General features: G+C 64.1%; 22 protein-coding genes. 8 read left to right on the forward strand and 14 right to left on the reverse strand.

The genetic code is table 11. The features are described from left to right. Window positions 1–119: 119 nt before the first annotated feature. Genes fliP through flgB form a run of 10 tightly spaced genes read right to left on the reverse strand, consistent with a single transcriptional unit; the run spans window position 120 to window position 6,182 of the window. Complete coding sequence (gene fliP, locus ABMA59_RS22970) at window positions 120–851, reverse strand: flagellar type III secretion system pore protein FliP (protein ID WP_349007719.1); 732 nt, start codon at window positions 849–851, stop codon at window positions 120–122. Next, window positions 848–1,354: a flagellar basal body-associated FliL family protein gene (locus tag ABMA59_RS22975; protein WP_349007721.1), complete on the reverse strand. Its 507-nt coding sequence runs from the start codon at window positions 1,352–1,354 to the stop codon at window positions 848–850. Before ABMA59_RS22975 ends, fliP begins: the two co-directional genes overlap by 4 nt. Before the next feature lie 15 nt (window positions 1,355–1,369). Further along, window positions 1,370–2,074: a flagellar basal body L-ring protein FlgH gene (gene flgH / locus ABMA59_RS22980; protein WP_349007722.1), complete on the reverse strand. Its 705-nt coding sequence runs from the start codon at window positions 2,072–2,074 to the stop codon at window positions 1,370–1,372. Then, window positions 2,071–2,589, reverse strand: a complete 519-nt coding sequence (locus tag ABMA59_RS22985) for a MotE family protein (protein WP_349007723.1) — start codon at window positions 2,587–2,589, stop codon at window positions 2,071–2,073. The genes flgH and ABMA59_RS22985 overlap by 4 nt, the downstream gene beginning before the upstream one ends. Window positions 2,590–2,597: 8 nt before the next feature. After that, window positions 2,598–3,800, reverse strand: coding sequence for a flagellar basal body P-ring protein FlgI (locus ABMA59_RS22990; protein ID WP_349007724.1), 1,203 nt, complete (start codon window positions 3,798–3,800; stop codon window positions 2,598–2,600). Next, window positions 3,800–4,255 carry a flagellar basal body P-ring formation chaperone FlgA gene (gene flgA, locus ABMA59_RS22995; protein WP_349007725.1) on the reverse strand — a complete coding sequence of 152 codons (456 nt, stop codon included), beginning with the start codon at window positions 4,253–4,255 and terminating at the stop codon, window positions 3,800–3,802. Before flgA ends, ABMA59_RS22990 begins: the two co-directional genes overlap by 1 nt. Before the next feature lie 5 nt (window positions 4,256–4,260). Beyond that, window positions 4,261–5,049, reverse strand: coding sequence for a flagellar basal-body rod protein FlgG (gene flgG, locus ABMA59_RS23000; RefSeq protein WP_349007726.1), 789 nt, complete (start codon window positions 5,047–5,049; stop codon window positions 4,261–4,263). Window positions 5,050–5,060: 11 nt separating this feature from the next. Then, window positions 5,061–5,384, reverse strand: coding sequence for a flagellar hook-basal body complex protein FliE (fliE, locus tag ABMA59_RS23005; protein WP_349007727.1), 324 nt, complete (start codon window positions 5,382–5,384; stop codon window positions 5,061–5,063). Next, window positions 5,381–5,800, reverse strand: coding sequence for a flagellar basal body rod protein FlgC (gene flgC / locus ABMA59_RS23010; RefSeq protein ID WP_349007728.1), 420 nt, complete (start codon window positions 5,798–5,800; stop codon window positions 5,381–5,383). The genes fliE and flgC overlap by 4 nt, the downstream gene beginning before the upstream one ends. A 4-nt stretch (window positions 5,801–5,804) precedes the next feature. Beyond that, entirely contained in the window at window positions 5,805–6,182 is a 378-nt protein-coding gene (gene flgB / locus ABMA59_RS23015) for a flagellar basal body rod protein FlgB (RefSeq protein WP_349007729.1), read from the reverse strand. Between the two features lie 206 nt (window positions 6,183–6,388). Between flgB and ABMA59_RS23020 the strand changes: the two genes are divergently transcribed. Further along, the gene (locus ABMA59_RS23020; RefSeq protein WP_349007730.1) at window positions 6,389–6,736 is read left to right on the forward strand and encodes an antitoxin Xre/MbcA/ParS toxin-binding domain-containing protein; all 348 of its coding nucleotides are present in this window, start codon (window positions 6,389–6,391) and stop codon (window positions 6,734–6,736) included. Next, window positions 6,737–7,291, forward strand: coding sequence for an RES family NAD+ phosphorylase (locus ABMA59_RS23025; protein ID WP_349007731.1), 555 nt, complete (start codon window positions 6,737–6,739; stop codon window positions 7,289–7,291). 42 nt (window positions 7,292–7,333) lie between these two features. On the opposite strand, the gene ABMA59_RS23030 is transcribed toward ABMA59_RS23025, so the two are convergent. The 4 genes from ABMA59_RS23030 to ABMA59_RS23045 are packed head-to-tail and all read right to left on the reverse strand — an operon-like array spanning window position 7,334 to window position 10,873. After that, entirely contained in the window at window positions 7,334–7,960 is a 627-nt protein-coding gene (locus ABMA59_RS23030) for a hypothetical protein (RefSeq protein WP_349007732.1), read from the reverse strand. Further along, the gene (gene fliI / locus ABMA59_RS23035) at window positions 7,941–9,311 is read right to left on the reverse strand and encodes a flagellar protein export ATPase FliI (RefSeq protein ID WP_349007733.1); all 1,371 of its coding nucleotides are present in this window, start codon (window positions 9,309–9,311) and stop codon (window positions 7,941–7,943) included. Before fliI ends, ABMA59_RS23030 begins: the two co-directional genes overlap by 20 nt. A 52-nt stretch (window positions 9,312–9,363) precedes the next feature. Next, window positions 9,364–10,089 carry a flagellar basal-body rod protein FlgF gene (gene flgF / locus ABMA59_RS23040; RefSeq protein WP_349007734.1) on the reverse strand — a complete coding sequence of 242 codons (726 nt, stop codon included), beginning with the start codon at window positions 10,087–10,089 and terminating at the stop codon, window positions 9,364–9,366. Between the two features lie 4 nt (window positions 10,090–10,093). Further along, complete coding sequence (locus ABMA59_RS23045) at window positions 10,094–10,873, reverse strand: DUF1217 domain-containing protein (protein WP_349007735.1); 780 nt, start codon at window positions 10,871–10,873, stop codon at window positions 10,094–10,096. 147 nt (window positions 10,874–11,020) lie between these two features. Here ABMA59_RS23045 and motA point away from each other — a divergent pair, with 147 nt between their 5' ends. From motA to ABMA59_RS23075, 6 genes are all read left to right on the forward strand, one after another. Then, window positions 11,021–11,902: a flagellar motor stator protein MotA gene (gene motA, locus ABMA59_RS23050; protein ID WP_349007736.1), complete on the forward strand. Its 882-nt coding sequence runs from the start codon at window positions 11,021–11,023 to the stop codon at window positions 11,900–11,902. A gap of 61 nt (window positions 11,903–11,963) precedes the next feature. Continuing rightward, window positions 11,964–12,872: a FliM/FliN family flagellar motor switch protein gene (locus ABMA59_RS23055; RefSeq protein ID WP_349007737.1), complete on the forward strand. Its 909-nt coding sequence runs from the start codon at window positions 11,964–11,966 to the stop codon at window positions 12,870–12,872. A gap of 39 nt (window positions 12,873–12,911) precedes the next feature. Beyond that, window positions 12,912–13,295 carry a flagellar motor switch protein FliN gene (fliN, locus tag ABMA59_RS23060; protein ID WP_349007738.1) on the forward strand — a complete coding sequence of 128 codons (384 nt, stop codon included), beginning with the start codon at window positions 12,912–12,914 and terminating at the stop codon, window positions 13,293–13,295. Window positions 13,296–13,336: 41 nt separating this feature from the next. Next, a complete protein-coding gene (locus ABMA59_RS23065) occupies window positions 13,337–14,344 on the forward strand; it encodes a flagellar motor switch protein FliG (RefSeq protein WP_349007739.1) in 1,008 nt (335 codons plus the stop codon). A 23-nt stretch (window positions 14,345–14,367) separates the two neighbouring features. Continuing rightward, window positions 14,368–15,450 carry a flagellar biosynthesis protein FlhB gene (gene flhB / locus ABMA59_RS23070; protein ID WP_349007740.1) on the forward strand — a complete coding sequence of 361 codons (1,083 nt, stop codon included), beginning with the start codon at window positions 14,368–14,370 and terminating at the stop codon, window positions 15,448–15,450. Continuing rightward, entirely contained in the window at window positions 15,447–15,884 is a 438-nt protein-coding gene (locus ABMA59_RS23075; protein ID WP_349007741.1) for a hypothetical protein, read from the forward strand. Before flhB ends, ABMA59_RS23075 begins: the two co-directional genes overlap by 4 nt. The last annotated feature ends 7 nt before the right edge of the window (window positions 15,885–15,891 follow it).

Raw genomic sequence — 15,891 nt, forward strand, 5'->3', positions numbered from 1 at the left:
CCATATGAGGGCGACCATCGCAGCGACTCGCTACCAAACGGATAAACCGGAAGGTTAAGAAAAGATTGACCGGGCCAAAAAGGCCATCGGCAGCCTCAAATCCAGACTTTGGTTACGAATTAGGTAAAGGATCTCACGAGGCTGCCTACCAGCAGGTTCCACCCGTCGATCAGCACAAAAAACAACAGTTTGAAGGGAAGCGAGATCACCGTCGGCGGCAGCATCATCATGCCCATGGCCATGGTGATGGTGGCGACGATCAGGTCGATGACCAGGAATGGCAGGACGATGAGGAAGCCGATCTCGAAGCCGCGCCGAATCTCCGAGATCATGAAGGCCGGGACCAGGATGCGCAGGTCGACGTTGTCCCGCGATACGGTCTGGCCACGCTCGCGGGCGAGGTCGGCGAACAGGTCGAAATCCTTGTCGCGGACATTGCGGGCCATGAAGTCGCGGAACGGGTCGGAGATGCGCTCCAGGGCCACCGTCTCGTCGATCTGGTTGGCCATCAGCGGCCTGACGCCGTTATTCCACGCCTGGTCGAAAGTCGGCGCCATGACGTAGAAAGTCATGAACAGCGACAGGCTGATGAGGATCAGATTGGCAGGCGTCGTCTGCAGGCCGATGCCGGCGCGCAGGATGGAGAAGGCGATGACGAAGCGCGTGAAGCTGGTCGCCATGATCAAAAGGCCCGGCGCGATCGACAGCACCGTGATCAGGCCGAACATCTGGATGACGTAGCCGATCGTGGTCCCGTCGGCCTGGCCTATGGCGCCGAGATCAATCTGCTGGGCGCCGGCGACGCCGGTCGTGGCGGCGAGCGCCGCGAGGGTCCAGAAGAGGCGTTTCATTCGAACAGTAGCGTCCTGATCAGAACCTGCTTGACGTGGCCGTCGCTGCGGATGCGGGCGCGCTCTTCCAGATCGGATTTGAGGTGCTGGTAGCCGCTGGCACCTTCGATCTGGTGCAGTTTCAAGGTCCGCATATAGGCGAACAGGTCCTGGTGGATGGTCTCGATGAGTTCGGGCGGCTGGGCGGCATCAAGCAGCAGCGAAAGCTCCATGCGGACCCAGACGCGGCTCGGAGCGGCGAGGTTCGTGGTCATCGGCGGCAGCGGCACAAGCAATGGGTTCGCCTCGGCTTCTTCACCATGTCCAGCTTCCGGGGCGCCATGTCCGCCCGCCGGCGCGGCTTTCTCGGCGACGGCGCCTTCATGGCCTCCCGCCTGGCCGAGATAGTTGCCTGCAAACCACCCGCCGCCGACGGCTGCGCCAGTCATGGCCAGCAGCACCGCGAGTTGCAGGATCATGGAGGGACCCTTGGCGGGCGCAGCGGCCTGGTCGGTGATTGTCATCGTCCACCCCCCGGATCAGAACGGCAGGAGCTGGTCTGCGGCCTGCTGGCCCCAGCCCGGCTGCTGGACTTCGGAGAGGCGGCCGCGGCCGCCATAGGAGATGCGGGCCTCGGCGATGCGCTCGTAGGAGATGGTGTTCTCAGGCCCGATATCCGTCGGCCGGACAATGCCGGCGATGGTCAGTACCCGCAGTTCGTAGTTGACGCGAACCTCCTGCGAGCCGTGGATCATCAGATTGCCGTTGGGCAACACGTCGGTGACCACGGCGGCCACCCGCAGCAGGATGTCCTCGGACCGCTCGGTGGCGGCCTTGCCGTCGGTGCTGGTCGTCGCGCCGATCAGGCCGGAGGCGGTCGCCTCGCCGGTCTTGGTGCCGTTCCAGTCGCCGGAGAAGTTAAGGTCCATCGAACGCTCCGCCACGCGGCTGCGGTCGGATTCGTTCTTGAATTTCGCCCGGTCGCTGATGGCGATGCGGACAGTGAGGAGGTCGCCGGTAGCAATGGCGCGCGGATCGGTGAACAGCCGACTCTGCTTGTCGTTCCAAAGCGAGAAACGTTTGACCGGCTGCGACCTCGGTTCGGCGTAGCCGCTCTCCGAAGGGGGCACCAGCGCCACGCCGGAACCGACCGGCGACATGTCAGGCGCCTTGCCGATCTCCTTCAGATTGGAGCCGCAACCGGCGAGCATCGACAGCGCGGCGAGGGCCAGGATTGTTCTCATGACGGATCTTCCCTGCGCGCCGCCATGGCCATGATGCCGGTGAGCGTGGCGGCGGACTTGCTGTTCATCTCGTTGAGGATGACGCCCGCCTTGCGGGAATCGAGTTTCATGAGGATGCCGGCGGCGAGCTTGACGTCGAGTTCCGCAAGCCGCTCAGCGGCCGCGTCCGGCTTCATGGACGCATAGATCTTGACGACGCCGTCCTCGGCTTTGGCGAGGAAGATTTCCCGGCGCTTCATCCAGCTTTCGTATTCGGCGCGCTTTTCCTCGAGGCGCTTGATGCGCTCGTCGACATCGTCCTTGAGCTTCTTCAGCTCCATGGCCTGCAGCGAATAGCGGCGGTCGCGCGCCGCATCGGCGATGCCGGTGCAGAATTTTTCGATCTCGGAGGGCGACTGCGTGCCCGAGAGCGGTATCGTCTCCGTGGCGGCTGGCACGCTTGCGGCAATCACCAGCATTGCCGCGGCAAAACTCGGGCGGGACCAGCGGAACGTTTGTGCGTGCTGCAAGATCATCGCTTGGCTCACTGCACCACGAGCTCTGCCTGCAAGGCGCCGGCCGACTTGATGCCCTGGAGGATTGCGATGATGCCGTCGGGTTTAACGCCGAGGCGATTGAGGCCGGTGACCAGCGTCTGCAAGTCAGGACCGTCGAGCACGGCAACCTTGGCGTCGGGCTGTCCGGCCTCGATCGTGGTGAAGGGTTCGACAGCCGTGACACCATCCGAGAACGGTTCGGGCTGCACGATGGTGGGCGTCTCGGTGACGCGCACGGTCAGCGCACCATGGCTGACCGCGACGCGGGAAATCTTGACCTGGTTGCCTATGACAATGGTGCCGGTGCGTTCATCGAGCACGACGCGGGCGGGCGCGTCGGATTCGACGACGAGGTTTTCAAGTTCGGCGAAGAAGCGGGCAGGGGAAATCTGCTCCGGCTTCCTGATGAGCACGGTGCGCGAATCTTGTTCCGAAGCGACGCGCCGACCGAAGCGTTCCATCGAGTAGTCGTTGATGGTATCGGTGATGCGCACCGCAGTCGAGAAATCTGGGTTGCGCAATTGAAGGATCAGTGTGCCGATATTGGAGAACTCGGCCTCGACCTGACGCTCGACGATAGCACCGTTGGGGACGCGGCCAGCAGTCGGTACGCCTTGCGTCAGGGTTTCGGCATCACCCTGCGCGGTGAAACCTGAGACGAAGACGGAGCCCTGCGCCACCGCGTAGATCTCGCCATTCGGCGCCTTGAGCGGCGTCATCACGAGCGTGCCGCCCTGCAATGATGTGGCGTCGCCGAGCGACGAAACAGAAACGTCGATGCGCGCCCCGGACTGCACGAAGGGCGGGAGATTGGCTGTCACGATGACCGCGGCGACGTTCTTGGCGCGGGAGCGGCCGCCCTCGCTGGCGATGCCAAGGTTTTCCAGCATGGCGCGGATCGACTGTTCGGTGAAAGGTGCGTTGCGCAGGCCGTCGCCGGTGCCCTTCAGGCCGATCACCAGACCATAGCCGATAAGCTGGTTGTCGCGCGAACTCTGGAGCTGGGCGATGTCCTTGATGCGCGCCGTGGTCAGGTGGCGGCCGTCATAGAGCACCGTCTGGTCGTCATAGGTGCCGTCGCCGGCGCCCTTGTCGCCGGGCCCCAGCCTGCGCCCGGCGCGGCTGTCGTCGGCAAGGGCTGCATGGCAACCCAGCGCGACAGCCAGCAACAGGGGGAGGAGGCGCTTCATCAGCCGCCGATCCTCACTGTGCCGTCGGCCATGACGATACCGCTGACGACCTTGCCGCTGTCGATGTTGCGGACCTTGACGACGTCGCCGACAGCGCCCGGCTCCAGCGTCACGGCGGTGGCGGAGATCGACAGCGAGCCGGCGACGAAGACCATCTCGACCGGTACGCCTTTTTCGACGAGGTAGGCTTCGCGCAGCGCATTTGCCTGCACATAGCGCCCGGGCAGCAGAGTGCGTTTGGCGACCTTACCTTCCAGCCCGGCCAGCACGATCACCACGTTGGCGGGCGGCACCTTGCCTTCGGCGAGGATGACTTCCTTGAGCGCCTCGGCCGCGAGCGTCTCGCCCGGATAGATGACGCGGTTGGGCACAAGCACGGCTTCGCCGGCGAAAACCGGCGCCGCGCCCGCCAAGGCGGCAAGCGCTGCCAACGGAAGGAGGATGCGCCGGCGCATCGGTCTCACCTTATGTTCTTGGAAACCACGGCCGCCATCTCGTCGGCCGCCTGGATGACCTTCGAATTCATCTCATAGGCGCGCTGCGCCGAGATCAGTTCGGTGATTTCTTTCACCGGATCGACGTTGGAGGCCTCGAGGTAACCTTGCTCGACCTCGGCGAAGCCGGGATCGCCGGGCACGCCGGTGATGGCCGGGCCGGAAGCCGGTGTCTCGCGGAACAGGTTGTCGCCCATCGCGGCCAACCCGGCCTCGTTGGAGAAATTGGAGAGCTGAAGCTGGCCGAGATTCTGGAGATCGACCTGGCCGTCGATGCGGGCAAAAACCTCGCCGGACTTGTTGACGACGACCTCGATCGCGTCGGATGGAATGGTGATATTGGGCTGCACGGTGTAGCCGTCGAGCGTCACCAGTTGCCCCGTGGCATTGGTATTAAAGGCGCCGGAGCGCGTATAAAGCGTCTCGCCGTCCGCGCCGTCGATCTGGAACCAGCCATTGCCGGTCAGCGCCAGGTCGAACTTGTTGCCGGTGCTGATCAGATTGCCCTGGATGTGCAGGTTGCGCACCGCCGCCGTCTTGACGCCGAGGCCGATGCTGACGCCTTCCGGCACGACGCTGGCATTGGCGCGGCTGGGCACGCCCTGCATCCGGTCGACCTGGTAGAGCAGGTCGGTGAACTCGGCACGGGCACGCTTGAAGCCGGTGGTGTTGATGTTGGCGATATTGTTGGCGATGACTTCCAGGTTTGTCTGCTGGGCGTTCATGCCGGTGGCGGCGATGGAAAGGGCGCGCATTTGACTTGCTCCTAGATCGCCATGCGGCTGACTTCGAGATAGGCGGTGACGATCTTGTCGCGGATAGCGACCGCTGCCTGAAACGACTGCTCCGCGCTCATCACGGCGTCGACGGTCTGGCGCATGTCGCCCTTGCCCTGCAGCACCTCGACCGACATCTGCTCGGCCGCCTTCATCTTGTCGACCGAGCGTCCGGCGGTTTCGGCCAGCACCGAAGCGAAGGACACGCCGGTCTCGGCGGCCGCGCCGCCGGCGACGGGCGTGGTAGGGCTCAACACCCCGCCGGCGGTGCCGGTCAGGAAATTCGGACTGATGGGGCCGAGCCCGGTGATCATGACTGCGGCCTCATCAGGTCGATGGTCATGGAGATCAGCGAGCGCGCCTGCTTGATGACCTGAAGGTTCGCCTCGTAGGAGCGGTTGGCCTCGGTCATGTCGGCCATCTCGATCAGCACGTTAACGTTCGGCATCTTGACGTAGCCGTTGGTGTCGGCGGCCTCGTGGCCAGGCATGAATTCGATGGGGAAATCCGTCTCGTCGCGGCCGATCTTCAGCACTTCGACATCCGAACTGCCGGTGGCGCGGTCGAGTTCGGCGGCGAAGGTGATGGTCTTGCGCTGGTAAGGGTCGGCACCGGGGGCGTTGCCGGTCGACTGGGCGTTGGCGAGGTTTTCCGAAACGACGCGAAGCCGCTCCGACTGGGCCGAGAGACCCGACGCGGCGACCTTGAGGGCGGTGGAGAGAGCGTCCATGGCGCTACCTGACGCTCATAAGCATCATGCGGTGGAAAGCCTTGACGATCGCCGTGTTCATCTCGAAGGAGCGGCCGACCTCGCCCGCCTTCATCAGTTCCTGCTCCATCACCACGGTGTTCTCCGAAGGCAGGATAGCGGTGGTTCGGTCGTCGTCGCGGCTGCGGTAGTTGACCTCGCTGACGCGGGCGCCGAAATGGCCGTCCTGCGTCGCCGTCAGGGAGACGCCGGTGCGCTCCAGCACCTTCTCGAAGGGTTCGACGTCGACGGCGCGGTAGCCGGGCGTGTTGGCATTGGCGATGTTGCCGGCAACCGTTGCCTGGCGCGCCGACAGCCATTCGGCTTGCTGCGAGGCTAGATGAAAGAGATTGACGGGCTGCATGGCCTAGGCTGATCCGGATTCCGGGCGTTCGTCCAGACTCTAGGCAGCCAGTCTTGCGTGGGGCTTGTGGAGAAAGCCACGTCTGGCAAGCACGAGTGCCTGCTTGACGGTTCCGTCTCTGTTTCATAATTTGATGACCTGAAACAAGAACGGAACGATGATCGAAACTGGGCCCGCTCCTTTTCAGCTAAAATCGGAGAAGAGACATGTCTTCCGCACAGAGCACGGTCGCGCGCTTCATCGGAGAGCTCGAAACGAATGGCGGGCTTCGCGGCACGGACATCGCCAACATCACCGATGTGTCGAAGGCAACAGTTTCCCGCTGGCGGAGCGGGGCGGCGAAACCCCAGCCAAGCAATGAATTGCGTATCTCCGACTTGCATTATGTCGTCGGCCGCCTGCAGGAATATTATTCGGCAGACGAGATCAGAACCTGGCTCTATGCGCGACATCCGCAACTCGACGGCGCAAGGGCAATCGACCTGATCCACGCCGACCGGGCCGATGAGGTGCTTCAGGTTCTGAACCGGCTGGATGCCGGGGCATACCTGTAAATGCCTCGCGGTCCGCGCGACATAGGTCTGATCGACGCTCTCGACGGCCGTTCGGGGAAGTCGCTTGATGAAATCGTATGGAGAGTGGCTCGCGAGGGCCGCGATCCGACCGATTGCAGTGCATCGGGCGGCCGCTGGGACGACACGACATTCGAGGTTCTCTACACATCGCGCACGCGCGAAGGCGCCCTGGCCGAGATGCTCTTTCATCTCAGGGCGGGACAGCCTGTCGTCCCTTCCAAGCTGCGCTTCGGACTTCATGAATTGCGGGTCCGTCTGCGAAATGTGCTCGATCTCTCGTCTCTGCAGGCACTTGAGGCTTTGGGACTGGACACGAGCCGATATGGGCGCATGTCTTATTTCGAACGGGTAGCCGAATATCCACGCACGCAGGAAATCGCGGAAGTGGCTCATTTTCATGGGTACGATGGGCTGCTCGTGCCGAGCGCCCGGTCTGGTGCCATCAACCTGATTGTCTTTTGTGCTCGCGTCGATCCGGATCAGGTCGAAGCCATCGGGGACCACGGAACTGTGGACTGGAATTCCCCGGCGTAGCCTCGGTGGAATGCCGGGCCGAATGCGAAGGCCCCTGCGCCCTCACATCTCTTCCAGTTCCACCACCTTGTCCGCCGATGTGACCAGCACCCATTTGCCGTCGCGCTGCTCGATGCCGGCGACCGTGCTGTTGTCGGGCAGCAGCGAACCGCGCTGGACAACCCACATGCCGGTTTCGTCGGCAATCATCGCGCGGCCGGCAGCGGCGTAGACGAGGCGGAAGCGCACCTCGTCGCCCGGAAACGGCTGGTCGGGTGCTTTGGCGGCAGGCTTGTCCTCTTCCTCCGCGTTGGCGCCGGCGCCGATCGTACCGGCGGCGAACAGGTCGAGTTGCATCGGCGGGATGTCCTCGGCCGTCATCGGCGCGCCGATGCGTTCGCCGCCGGCACCCAGCGTGAGCGGCGGCTGCTGATCGGAATTACCCTCGAACTTCATGGCGCGGATGCCGAACTTGTCCTGGTTAAAAAAGATGTACCAAGGGAACACCGCGCAGCCGAAACCGAGCGCGATGCCGAGGCCGGCGATGATCAGGTCGCTGCGCCGCCGTCTTTCCGGTACCGGCGCGCGCAGCTTCATGACCCTTGCCGGAAACAAGCGGGCAAGTAGCCGCGTGCGTACGGGCTGCTCGCCGGCGGCGGAACGCGCGCCGTCAGTTCTGCTGGGCGCCATGCGGCTTTTCCCTCGGCTTGAGGTGACGGACAAGATCGGCGAACGGATCGACGGACGGCCGGTCGGCGGGCGATTGGTTGAGCGCCTCGTAGAGGAGCGGCACTTGGCGCACGGCGATGTCGAGTTCCGGGTCGGCGCCGGCCTGGTAGGCGCCGAGCAGGCGGATGTCGCGCGTGTCCTCGAAGCGGGCGATCATCGCCTTCAGCTTGCCGACGAGTGCCCGCTGGTCGTCGCTCCAGGCCTTCGGCGCCAAGCGCGAGATCGAGGCCAGCGGATTGACGGCGGGATAGCGGCCCTGTTCGCCGATGGCGCGGTCGAGCACGACGTGGCCATCGAGGATGCCACGCACGGCATCCGAGACCGGATCGTTGTGGTCGTCGCCGTCGACCAGCACTGAGATGATGGCGGTGATCGAGCCGCTTCCGTCGGCGCCGGGGCCTGCCCGCTCCAGCAGTTTGGGCAGGTCGGTGAAGACGGAAGGCGGGTAGCCACGCGAGATCGGCGGCTCGCCGGTGCCGATAGCCACCTCGCGCAGCGCGTGGGCGAAGCGGGTGATCGAATCCAGGACCAGCAAAACGCGGTGGCCCTGGGCGCGAAAATGCTCGGCAACGCGCATGGCGGTGTCGGGCGCACGCCTGCGCATCATCGCGCTCTCGTCGCTGGTGGCGACCACGGCAACGGTCTTCTTCATGCCGCGTTCGCCCAGCGTGTCTTCGAGGAATTCGCGGACCTCGCGGCCGCGTTCGCCGACAAGCGAGACCACCACCGTGTCGAAGGCTTCCGCCGACGCGAGCATGGCGAGCAGGGTAGATTTTCCGACGCCGGAGCCGGCGAAGATGCCGAGCCGCTGGCCGAAGCAGATGGGCGTAAAGATGTCGATGACCCGCACGCCGGTGCGGAAGCCGGTGCCGACACGCTGGCGGGCCAGAGCGGATGGTGGAGTGGCCTCGACGGCGTGGCGCGGATCGCCTTCGATCATGGAAGGGCGGCCGTCGATGGCGCGGCCGAGCGCGTCGATCACCCGCCCGCGCCAGCTTGCATGGGGCACGACCGAGAGCGGACCGTGGATGAAGACGAGGTCGCCGATGCCGGCGTCGGCAGCACGATCGAATGGTGCCACCATCACATCGTGCGGCCCGATCCGCACGATCTCACCACGCCGCCGACCGCTGTTGCCGCGCAGTTCGACGATGTCGCCGAGCCGGGCTGTGCCGGAAAGACCGCTGACACGAAAATGCGTCGGCGAAACCTCGCTCACCTTGCCGCCTTGCCGCACCAGCGTGCGGTCGCCGGAGAAACGAGCCCAACTGCGTTCCAGGAGATCGAGCGGATCGGAGGTGGCTGCCGGCATGACCGATCCGTCCGGATGAGGTGTTGGTTGCAAGAGAGTGACTGCGCCTGCTCTAGGTCTTCGACCCGAGGGTGGCGATCGCGTCGCTGAAGGTCTGGTCGCTGCTGCGGATCGATGCCGCAATGTTCTCAAAATTGCGCTGCACGGAGATCAGGCGCGTGATCTCCAGCATCGGGTTCACGTTGGATTCTTCCAGAAATCCCTGCGCCACGCCGATGTCGTTGCGGTCGACGACCGGCTCCGGCGCGCCCATGGGCACGATGCCGGAATTGGCGTAGCGCACAAAATTCTCGCCCGGATCGAAATTATAGAGGCCGAGTGTACCGACGAGCTGGCCCTGCTGGCGCAACGAGCCGTCGGCGCCGGAGGTCGGCGGGCCGTTCTGCGGATCGAGCTGGATTGGTGCCCCGCCGGCATCGAGGACGGGGTAGCCCTGCAAGGTGACGAGGTCGCCCGTGTCCAGCATGGTGAAGCGCCCGTCGCGGGTCATCACCGTGCCGCCCGGTGTCTCGATCCCGAACCAGGCGTCGCCCTGGATGGCGAAGTCGAAGGGATTTCCGGTCTCGCGCAGCGCGCCGGCCTCGGTCGACATGAAGGTGTCGCCGGAGGTGGTGAAATCGACCGATTTCTGGCCGAGCCCACTTACCACATCCTCGAATTTCACGCCGGTAGCGCGAAAACCCACAGTCGACGCATTGGCGACGTTGTCGGCGATGGTGTTCAGCCTGCGCTCCAGCGCCATCTGAGCGGAAAGGGCGACGTAGAGGCCATCCTGCATCGAACTATTTCCGCAGGCCCTGGATCGAGAACAGAAGATTGGTCGAGATGCCGTATTCAGCCGGCTGGGCGAACAGCACGCTCATCTGCGACGTCGCATTGCCCTGCGAGGGGTTGCTCAACTCCCACAGGCTGGTGAAGCGCTGCAGGAACTTTGAGAGCTTTTCCGGATCGGAAAGGTCGGCGATGTCGATCTTTTCCTCGAACAGTTTTACCTGCTTGTCGATATCGGCCGAGGCGAAGGAGTCGGGCAGCCCGAGCGCGGTGCGCACCACGCGGCTCAGCGCCGCATCGGCCAGCACCTCATAGAAATTGGTCAGGCCGCCGGCTTTCCGTTCGAAATAGAGGGCAAGGCGCACGCCCTCGTTCTGCTTGCCGGCGTTTTCTTCCAGCGTCTGGCGCAGATACATGTCGACCGTACCCTGCTGGGCGCGGGTGCGCACAGTGGTCGTTTCGCCGAAGCCGACGAAGTCGAAGGTTTTTACGAACTCGTAGTATTTCTTGTCGGTCAACTTGTTGGCGAAACTGTCCTCATCGTCGATGCCTTCCTTCATGGCTTTCACCATGAAGGCCTTCGCATAGCTCATGTCGGCAAGGCCGTGCGCCTTCATGGCATAGCGGAACAGCCGATCGTCCTTCATCAGGTCTTCGATCGACTTCACCTTGGTGATGTTGGCGAGGTAATATTCGGTCTCGCGCTTCACCGTCGGTTCGGCCTCGACGCGGTCGATCGACTTGGCCATGTCCTTCGCTATGAGCTGGTAGTTCGTGTAGGTGTTGAGCACGCGCGCCGACTCCGCCCTCAGATGCGCTGGACACTAGGACAGGTTGCTTGCGCGAGGCTGAATCCCGCCCCATGGCCGATTCAAGCCTCACACAAGGCACGGACGCTAATCCTTCGAGGCTGGCAAAATCATGCGAAGGGTACGCGCGTGGGCATTCTGATCGGACTTGTGGTGACGCTGGGCTGCGTGCTCGGCGGCTTCATGGCCATGGGCGGTCACGTCGAGGTGCTGATCCAGCCCTGGGAAGCCGTTATCATCATCGGCGCCGCGCTTGGCGCTTTCCTCGTCGCCAACCCGATGAAGGTGGTGAAGGACACCGGCAAGGCGATGCTGGAAGCGTTCAAGCAGGCCGTGCCGAAGGAAAAGGACTATCTCGAAACGCTCGGCGTGCTGCACAGCCTGATGCGCGAGTTGCGCACCAAGTCACGCAGCGAGGTCGAAGCGCATATCGACAACCCGGAGGAATCGGCCATCTTCCAGGCATTCCCGCTGGTTCTGAAACGCCACGACCTGACGCATTTCATCTGCGACTATTGCCGGCTGATCATCATCGGCAATGCCCGGCCGCATGAGATCGAGGCGCTGATGGACGAGGAAATCCAGACTATCCGCGCCGACAGCCTGAAACCTTACCATGCGATGAACGCCGTCGGTGACGGTTTTCCGGCGATCGGCATCATCGCAGCGGTTCTGGGCGTGGTGAAGGCGATGGGCGCGCTCGACCAGTCGCCGGAAATCCTCGGCGGCCTGATCGGAGCGGCGCTGGTCGGCACCTTCCTCGGCATCTTCATGTCCTATTGCATCGTCGGTCCCATCGCCACCAAGATCAAGGTCGTTCGCGAGAAGAACAACCGGCTCTACATCATCGTCAAGCAAACGCTGCTCGCCTACATGAACGGCTCGCTGCCGCAGGTAGCGATCGAGTTCGGCCGCAAGACGATATCCTCCTACGACCGTCCCTCGATCGACGCGGTCGAGCAGAGCACGATGAACACCGGCGGCGGCGAAGTCGCCAAGAAGGCGGCCTGAGCCATGACCGCGCCCAATGGGACGCAAGTGCTCGATGGATAGCCCGGCCAATCCTTCCCAAATGCGCGCTTATATCGTCGAGCGCCTGGTCGGCGACACCGGCGAACCCGACCATATCACCATGACGGCCCGAGCGCTGGCCGTGCGGGCGTTGCCGGCGATCCGAAAGGGACTCGCATGCTGTCTGGCAACGCCTGTCGGCCTCGACATCGTCTCGGTGGAACTGTCGCGTTTCGAGGCTGCCCGTCCCGGGCCGCAGGAGAATGGGGCGATGACCGTGGCCTCATCGCCGAGTTCTCCCGACGCACTGCTTCTGACGATCGAATCGCCTGGCGTTGCAATCCTCGTCTCGGCGATGTTCGGCGGCGATCCGGACCTGCCGGTGGCGGCGATCGAACGGCCTCTGTCGCCGACCGAAATCGACGTGGCGACCATGGCGTTCGAGGAAGTCGCCAAGGCGGTCAATGGGTCGGGGCCGCGCGCCTTCGCTTTCAACCTGCCGCTGCCGCAGGCGATTTCCGGAACCGAGCTGCGCGAGCGGGCAATCCGCGACGGGCCGGCTGCGCGCATCGACTTCGCCATCACGTCGGGCCGCACGACGGGTCGGCTGTCCCTGTTCATGCCGCAGCGTGTGCTGCTAAAACATCGCGGCGACAAGGCACCGCTGCCGGGCAAGCTCGGCAAGGACGACGACTGGGGCGAACGGTTTGGCGAGGAAATCATGCGTTCGGCCGTCAGGCTGGAGGCGACGATGCCGCTTGCCCGCATGACGCTGGCCGACATCGCCTGCCTGCAACTCGGACAGGTCATCGAACTGCGCGAAAACGCGCAGGGCGAGACGAAGCTGTCAGCCCGGCACAAGACTCTTTTCGTATGCGAGTTCGGCAAACTCGGACAGAACTATACGGTACGGATCAAGCAGCCCTTCGACGAGCGGCAGGATCTGATCGACGGGCTGGTGCGGCGCTGAATTGATCGGGCGCCACGGTAGATTGCAAGGGGACGATGGATGAGCCAGGGCATCGGGGCGGCGGCGCAGGACGGCGGTGAGGACCAGCTCAACCGGGCCATAGAGGAACTGCGCGGCGTGCTCAGCGAAGAGACGGGCGCGCCGCGCGCGCCGAGCGGCGCAGTTGCCGCGAATGCCAACATCATCATGAACATCCCGGTCGAAGTGCAGATCGTGCTGGGCAGCGCCGAGATGTCGGTGTCCGAGCTGATGGGGCTTCAGAAGGGATCGACCGTGGCGCTCAACCGGCGCGTCGGCGAGGCGGTCGACGTGATGGTCAACGGCCGCCGCATCGCCCGCGGCGAGATCACGGTCCTCGACAACGATCCCTCGCGCTTCGGCCTGCGGCTGACCGAGATCATCACCTCGGCTGGACCGGCGTGACGGCCCGGCGATGACAGGGTGCCGATGAGACCGAGCCGAGAATGACCACGCTCAACCTCACCCGCGCGCAGAAGGCTGCGGCCATCCTGGTCGCCATGGGCAAACCTGCCGCCAGTCGCCTGCTGAAATTCTTCAAGCAGGAGGAACTGAAGGCGCTGATCGAAGGCGCGCGGCTGCTGAAGACCATTCCGCAGAGCGAGCTGGAGCGGATCGTCGCCGAATTCGAGGCCGAATTCACGGAGGGCGCTGGCCAGATCGATTCGGCAGACCAGATGGACGATCTTCTCAGCGAGACCCTGTCGCCGGAAGAGATGAAGGCGATCATGGGCAGGGATCAGGCGGTTGCAGCCAACCAGCCGCCGCCGGTGTGGACCGAGCTGGAGAAGCTGGAGCCGGTCCGGCTCGGCGCGTTCCTCGCCAGCGAGCATGCCCAGACCTCGGCGCTGGTGCTGTCGAAGCTGGCGCCGCAGGCGGCCGCCAACACGCTGCTGACGCTGGAAAAGCCGCTGCGCGGCGAGATCATCCGGCGCATGATGTCGATTGCAACCATTCCCGAGGCGGCGACGAAGATCATCGAGAACCAGTTGCGCAGCCGCGTGCTCGGCGAAACCAACACCAAGGACACGTCGGCTGGGCAGAGCCGCGTCGCCAATCTCCTCAACGAACTCGACAAGGGCCAACTTGACGAGGTGATGCAGGACCTTCAGGAGGCCGGCACGCCCGATCTCGAGGCGATCCGCGCAAGGCTGTTCTCGTTCGAGGATATTCCGCTGCTCACGCAGAAGGCGCGTGTCGCGCTGTTCGACGGGCTGTCGACCGAACTCGTCACGCTCTGCCTTCGCAACACGCCGGCGCAGCTTGCCGAGTCCGTGCTGTCGTCGATCGGCGCCCGCTCGCGCCGCATGATCGAGTCCGAGCTCGGACAAGGTTCCGACGGCATCGCCATGGCCGACATAGTGAGGGCCCGCAAGACGGTCGCATCGACCGCGATCCGCATGGCGCGCGAAGGCACCTTCGAACTGCCGTCGACGCAAGCCGCCGCTGCCTGACGCCGGCCTGAGCAGCGACAGCCATGTCCGAGAGTGCCGACAAGGACAGCAAAACCGAAGACCCGACCGAGAAGAAGATCCGCGATACGGTCGAGAAGGGTAAGCTGCCCAGCTCGCGCGAGGCGCCGATCCTAGCTTCCTTCCTCGCCATACTTGTCTTCTCAGTGTTCTTCGCCCAGCAGAACATTGCCGAGATGGGCTCGTTCCTGTCGGTGTTCCTGGAGAAGCCGGAGGACTGGCCGCTCGACACGGCGAGCGACGTCGGCACGCTCTACAAGGCGGTGCTGATGCAGGTCGGCCAGGCCATCGTGGCGCTGGTGGCGATGCTTATGGCGGCGGGGTTCCTGGCCTCGGCCGTCCAGAACCTGCCGCAGTTCGTGGGCGAGCGCATCCAACCGCAAGCCTCGCGCATCTCGCTCTCAGAAGGGTGGAAGCGCCTGTTCGGCGTCCAGGGCTTCGTCGAGTTCGCCAAGGCGGTCGGCAAGCTTCTGTTCGTAACGCTGGTGCTGATCTTCATCCTGCGCAACGATCTCGTGACGCTGCTGTCCGGCATGATCACGCCGCCGGCTTCGTTCGGCCTGGTGATCCGCGACATTGCCATCAACATTCTTGTGGCCATCGTGGTGGTGATGGCGGCGATCGCCGGCGTCGACGTCGTCTGGTCGCGTTTCCATTGGCTGCAAGATTTGCGCATGACCAAGCAGGAGGTGAAGGACGAGATGAAGCAGTCCGAAGGCGACCCGATCGTCAAGTCGCGGCTGCGGTCGCTGGCGCGCGACCGGGCGCGGCGGCGGATGATGACGGCGGTGCCGCGTGCCACGCTGATCATTGCCAACCCGACCCACTTCTCCATCGCGCTGCGCTACGTCCGCGAAGAGAACACAGCGCCGGTGGTGCTTGCCAAGGGGCAGGATCTGGTTGCTCTCCGCATCCGCGAGATCGCGGCCGAACACAACATCCCGGTCTTCGAGGACGTGGCGCTCGCCCGCTCCATGTACAAGCAAGTTTCGGTGGATAGCGTGATCCCGCAGCAATTCTACCAGGCGGTCGCGGAGCTCATCCGCATCGTTTACGCCAAGCAGGCTCCGAAAAAACAGGCATCATGATCCGGCAATCGCACGCATCGTCCCGCGAGGTCATCGTCGCCGACGCAATTGGCGACATCGTCGCCGAATTGCGCCTGGTCGACGCCGCCGATTACATCGCCTTCATTAGGCTGGAGCATTTCGCCTGTATTTCCGACCTCGTGGATTCCGCCGCGGAACTGTACTTCATGCCGCGCACGATCCGGCTGGGCCACGGCGGCCAGGCGCATGTCGGCTGGTCGGAGCCGCCGCGCATCGAACTCGACCTCGAACTCAGGCCGCGCGGCGCGACAGTGTATTTCACGCTGACGCTAGGCGCGGAGGAGGCGTCGGTCGAGGTCAATTACGTGGCCTTCGACGATCCAGATCCCGATCCGGAGAAGAACACGGCTTTCCTCGCGGCGGCAATCGAGGATTCACGGATTCGGCGCGCGGAGCCGGCGATTGGTCCGTAGGCCAGGA

This window comes from Mesorhizobium yinganensis (assembly GCF_040081985.1).
Taxonomy (GTDB): domain Bacteria; phylum Pseudomonadota; class Alphaproteobacteria; order Rhizobiales; family Rhizobiaceae; genus Kumtagia; species Kumtagia yinganensis.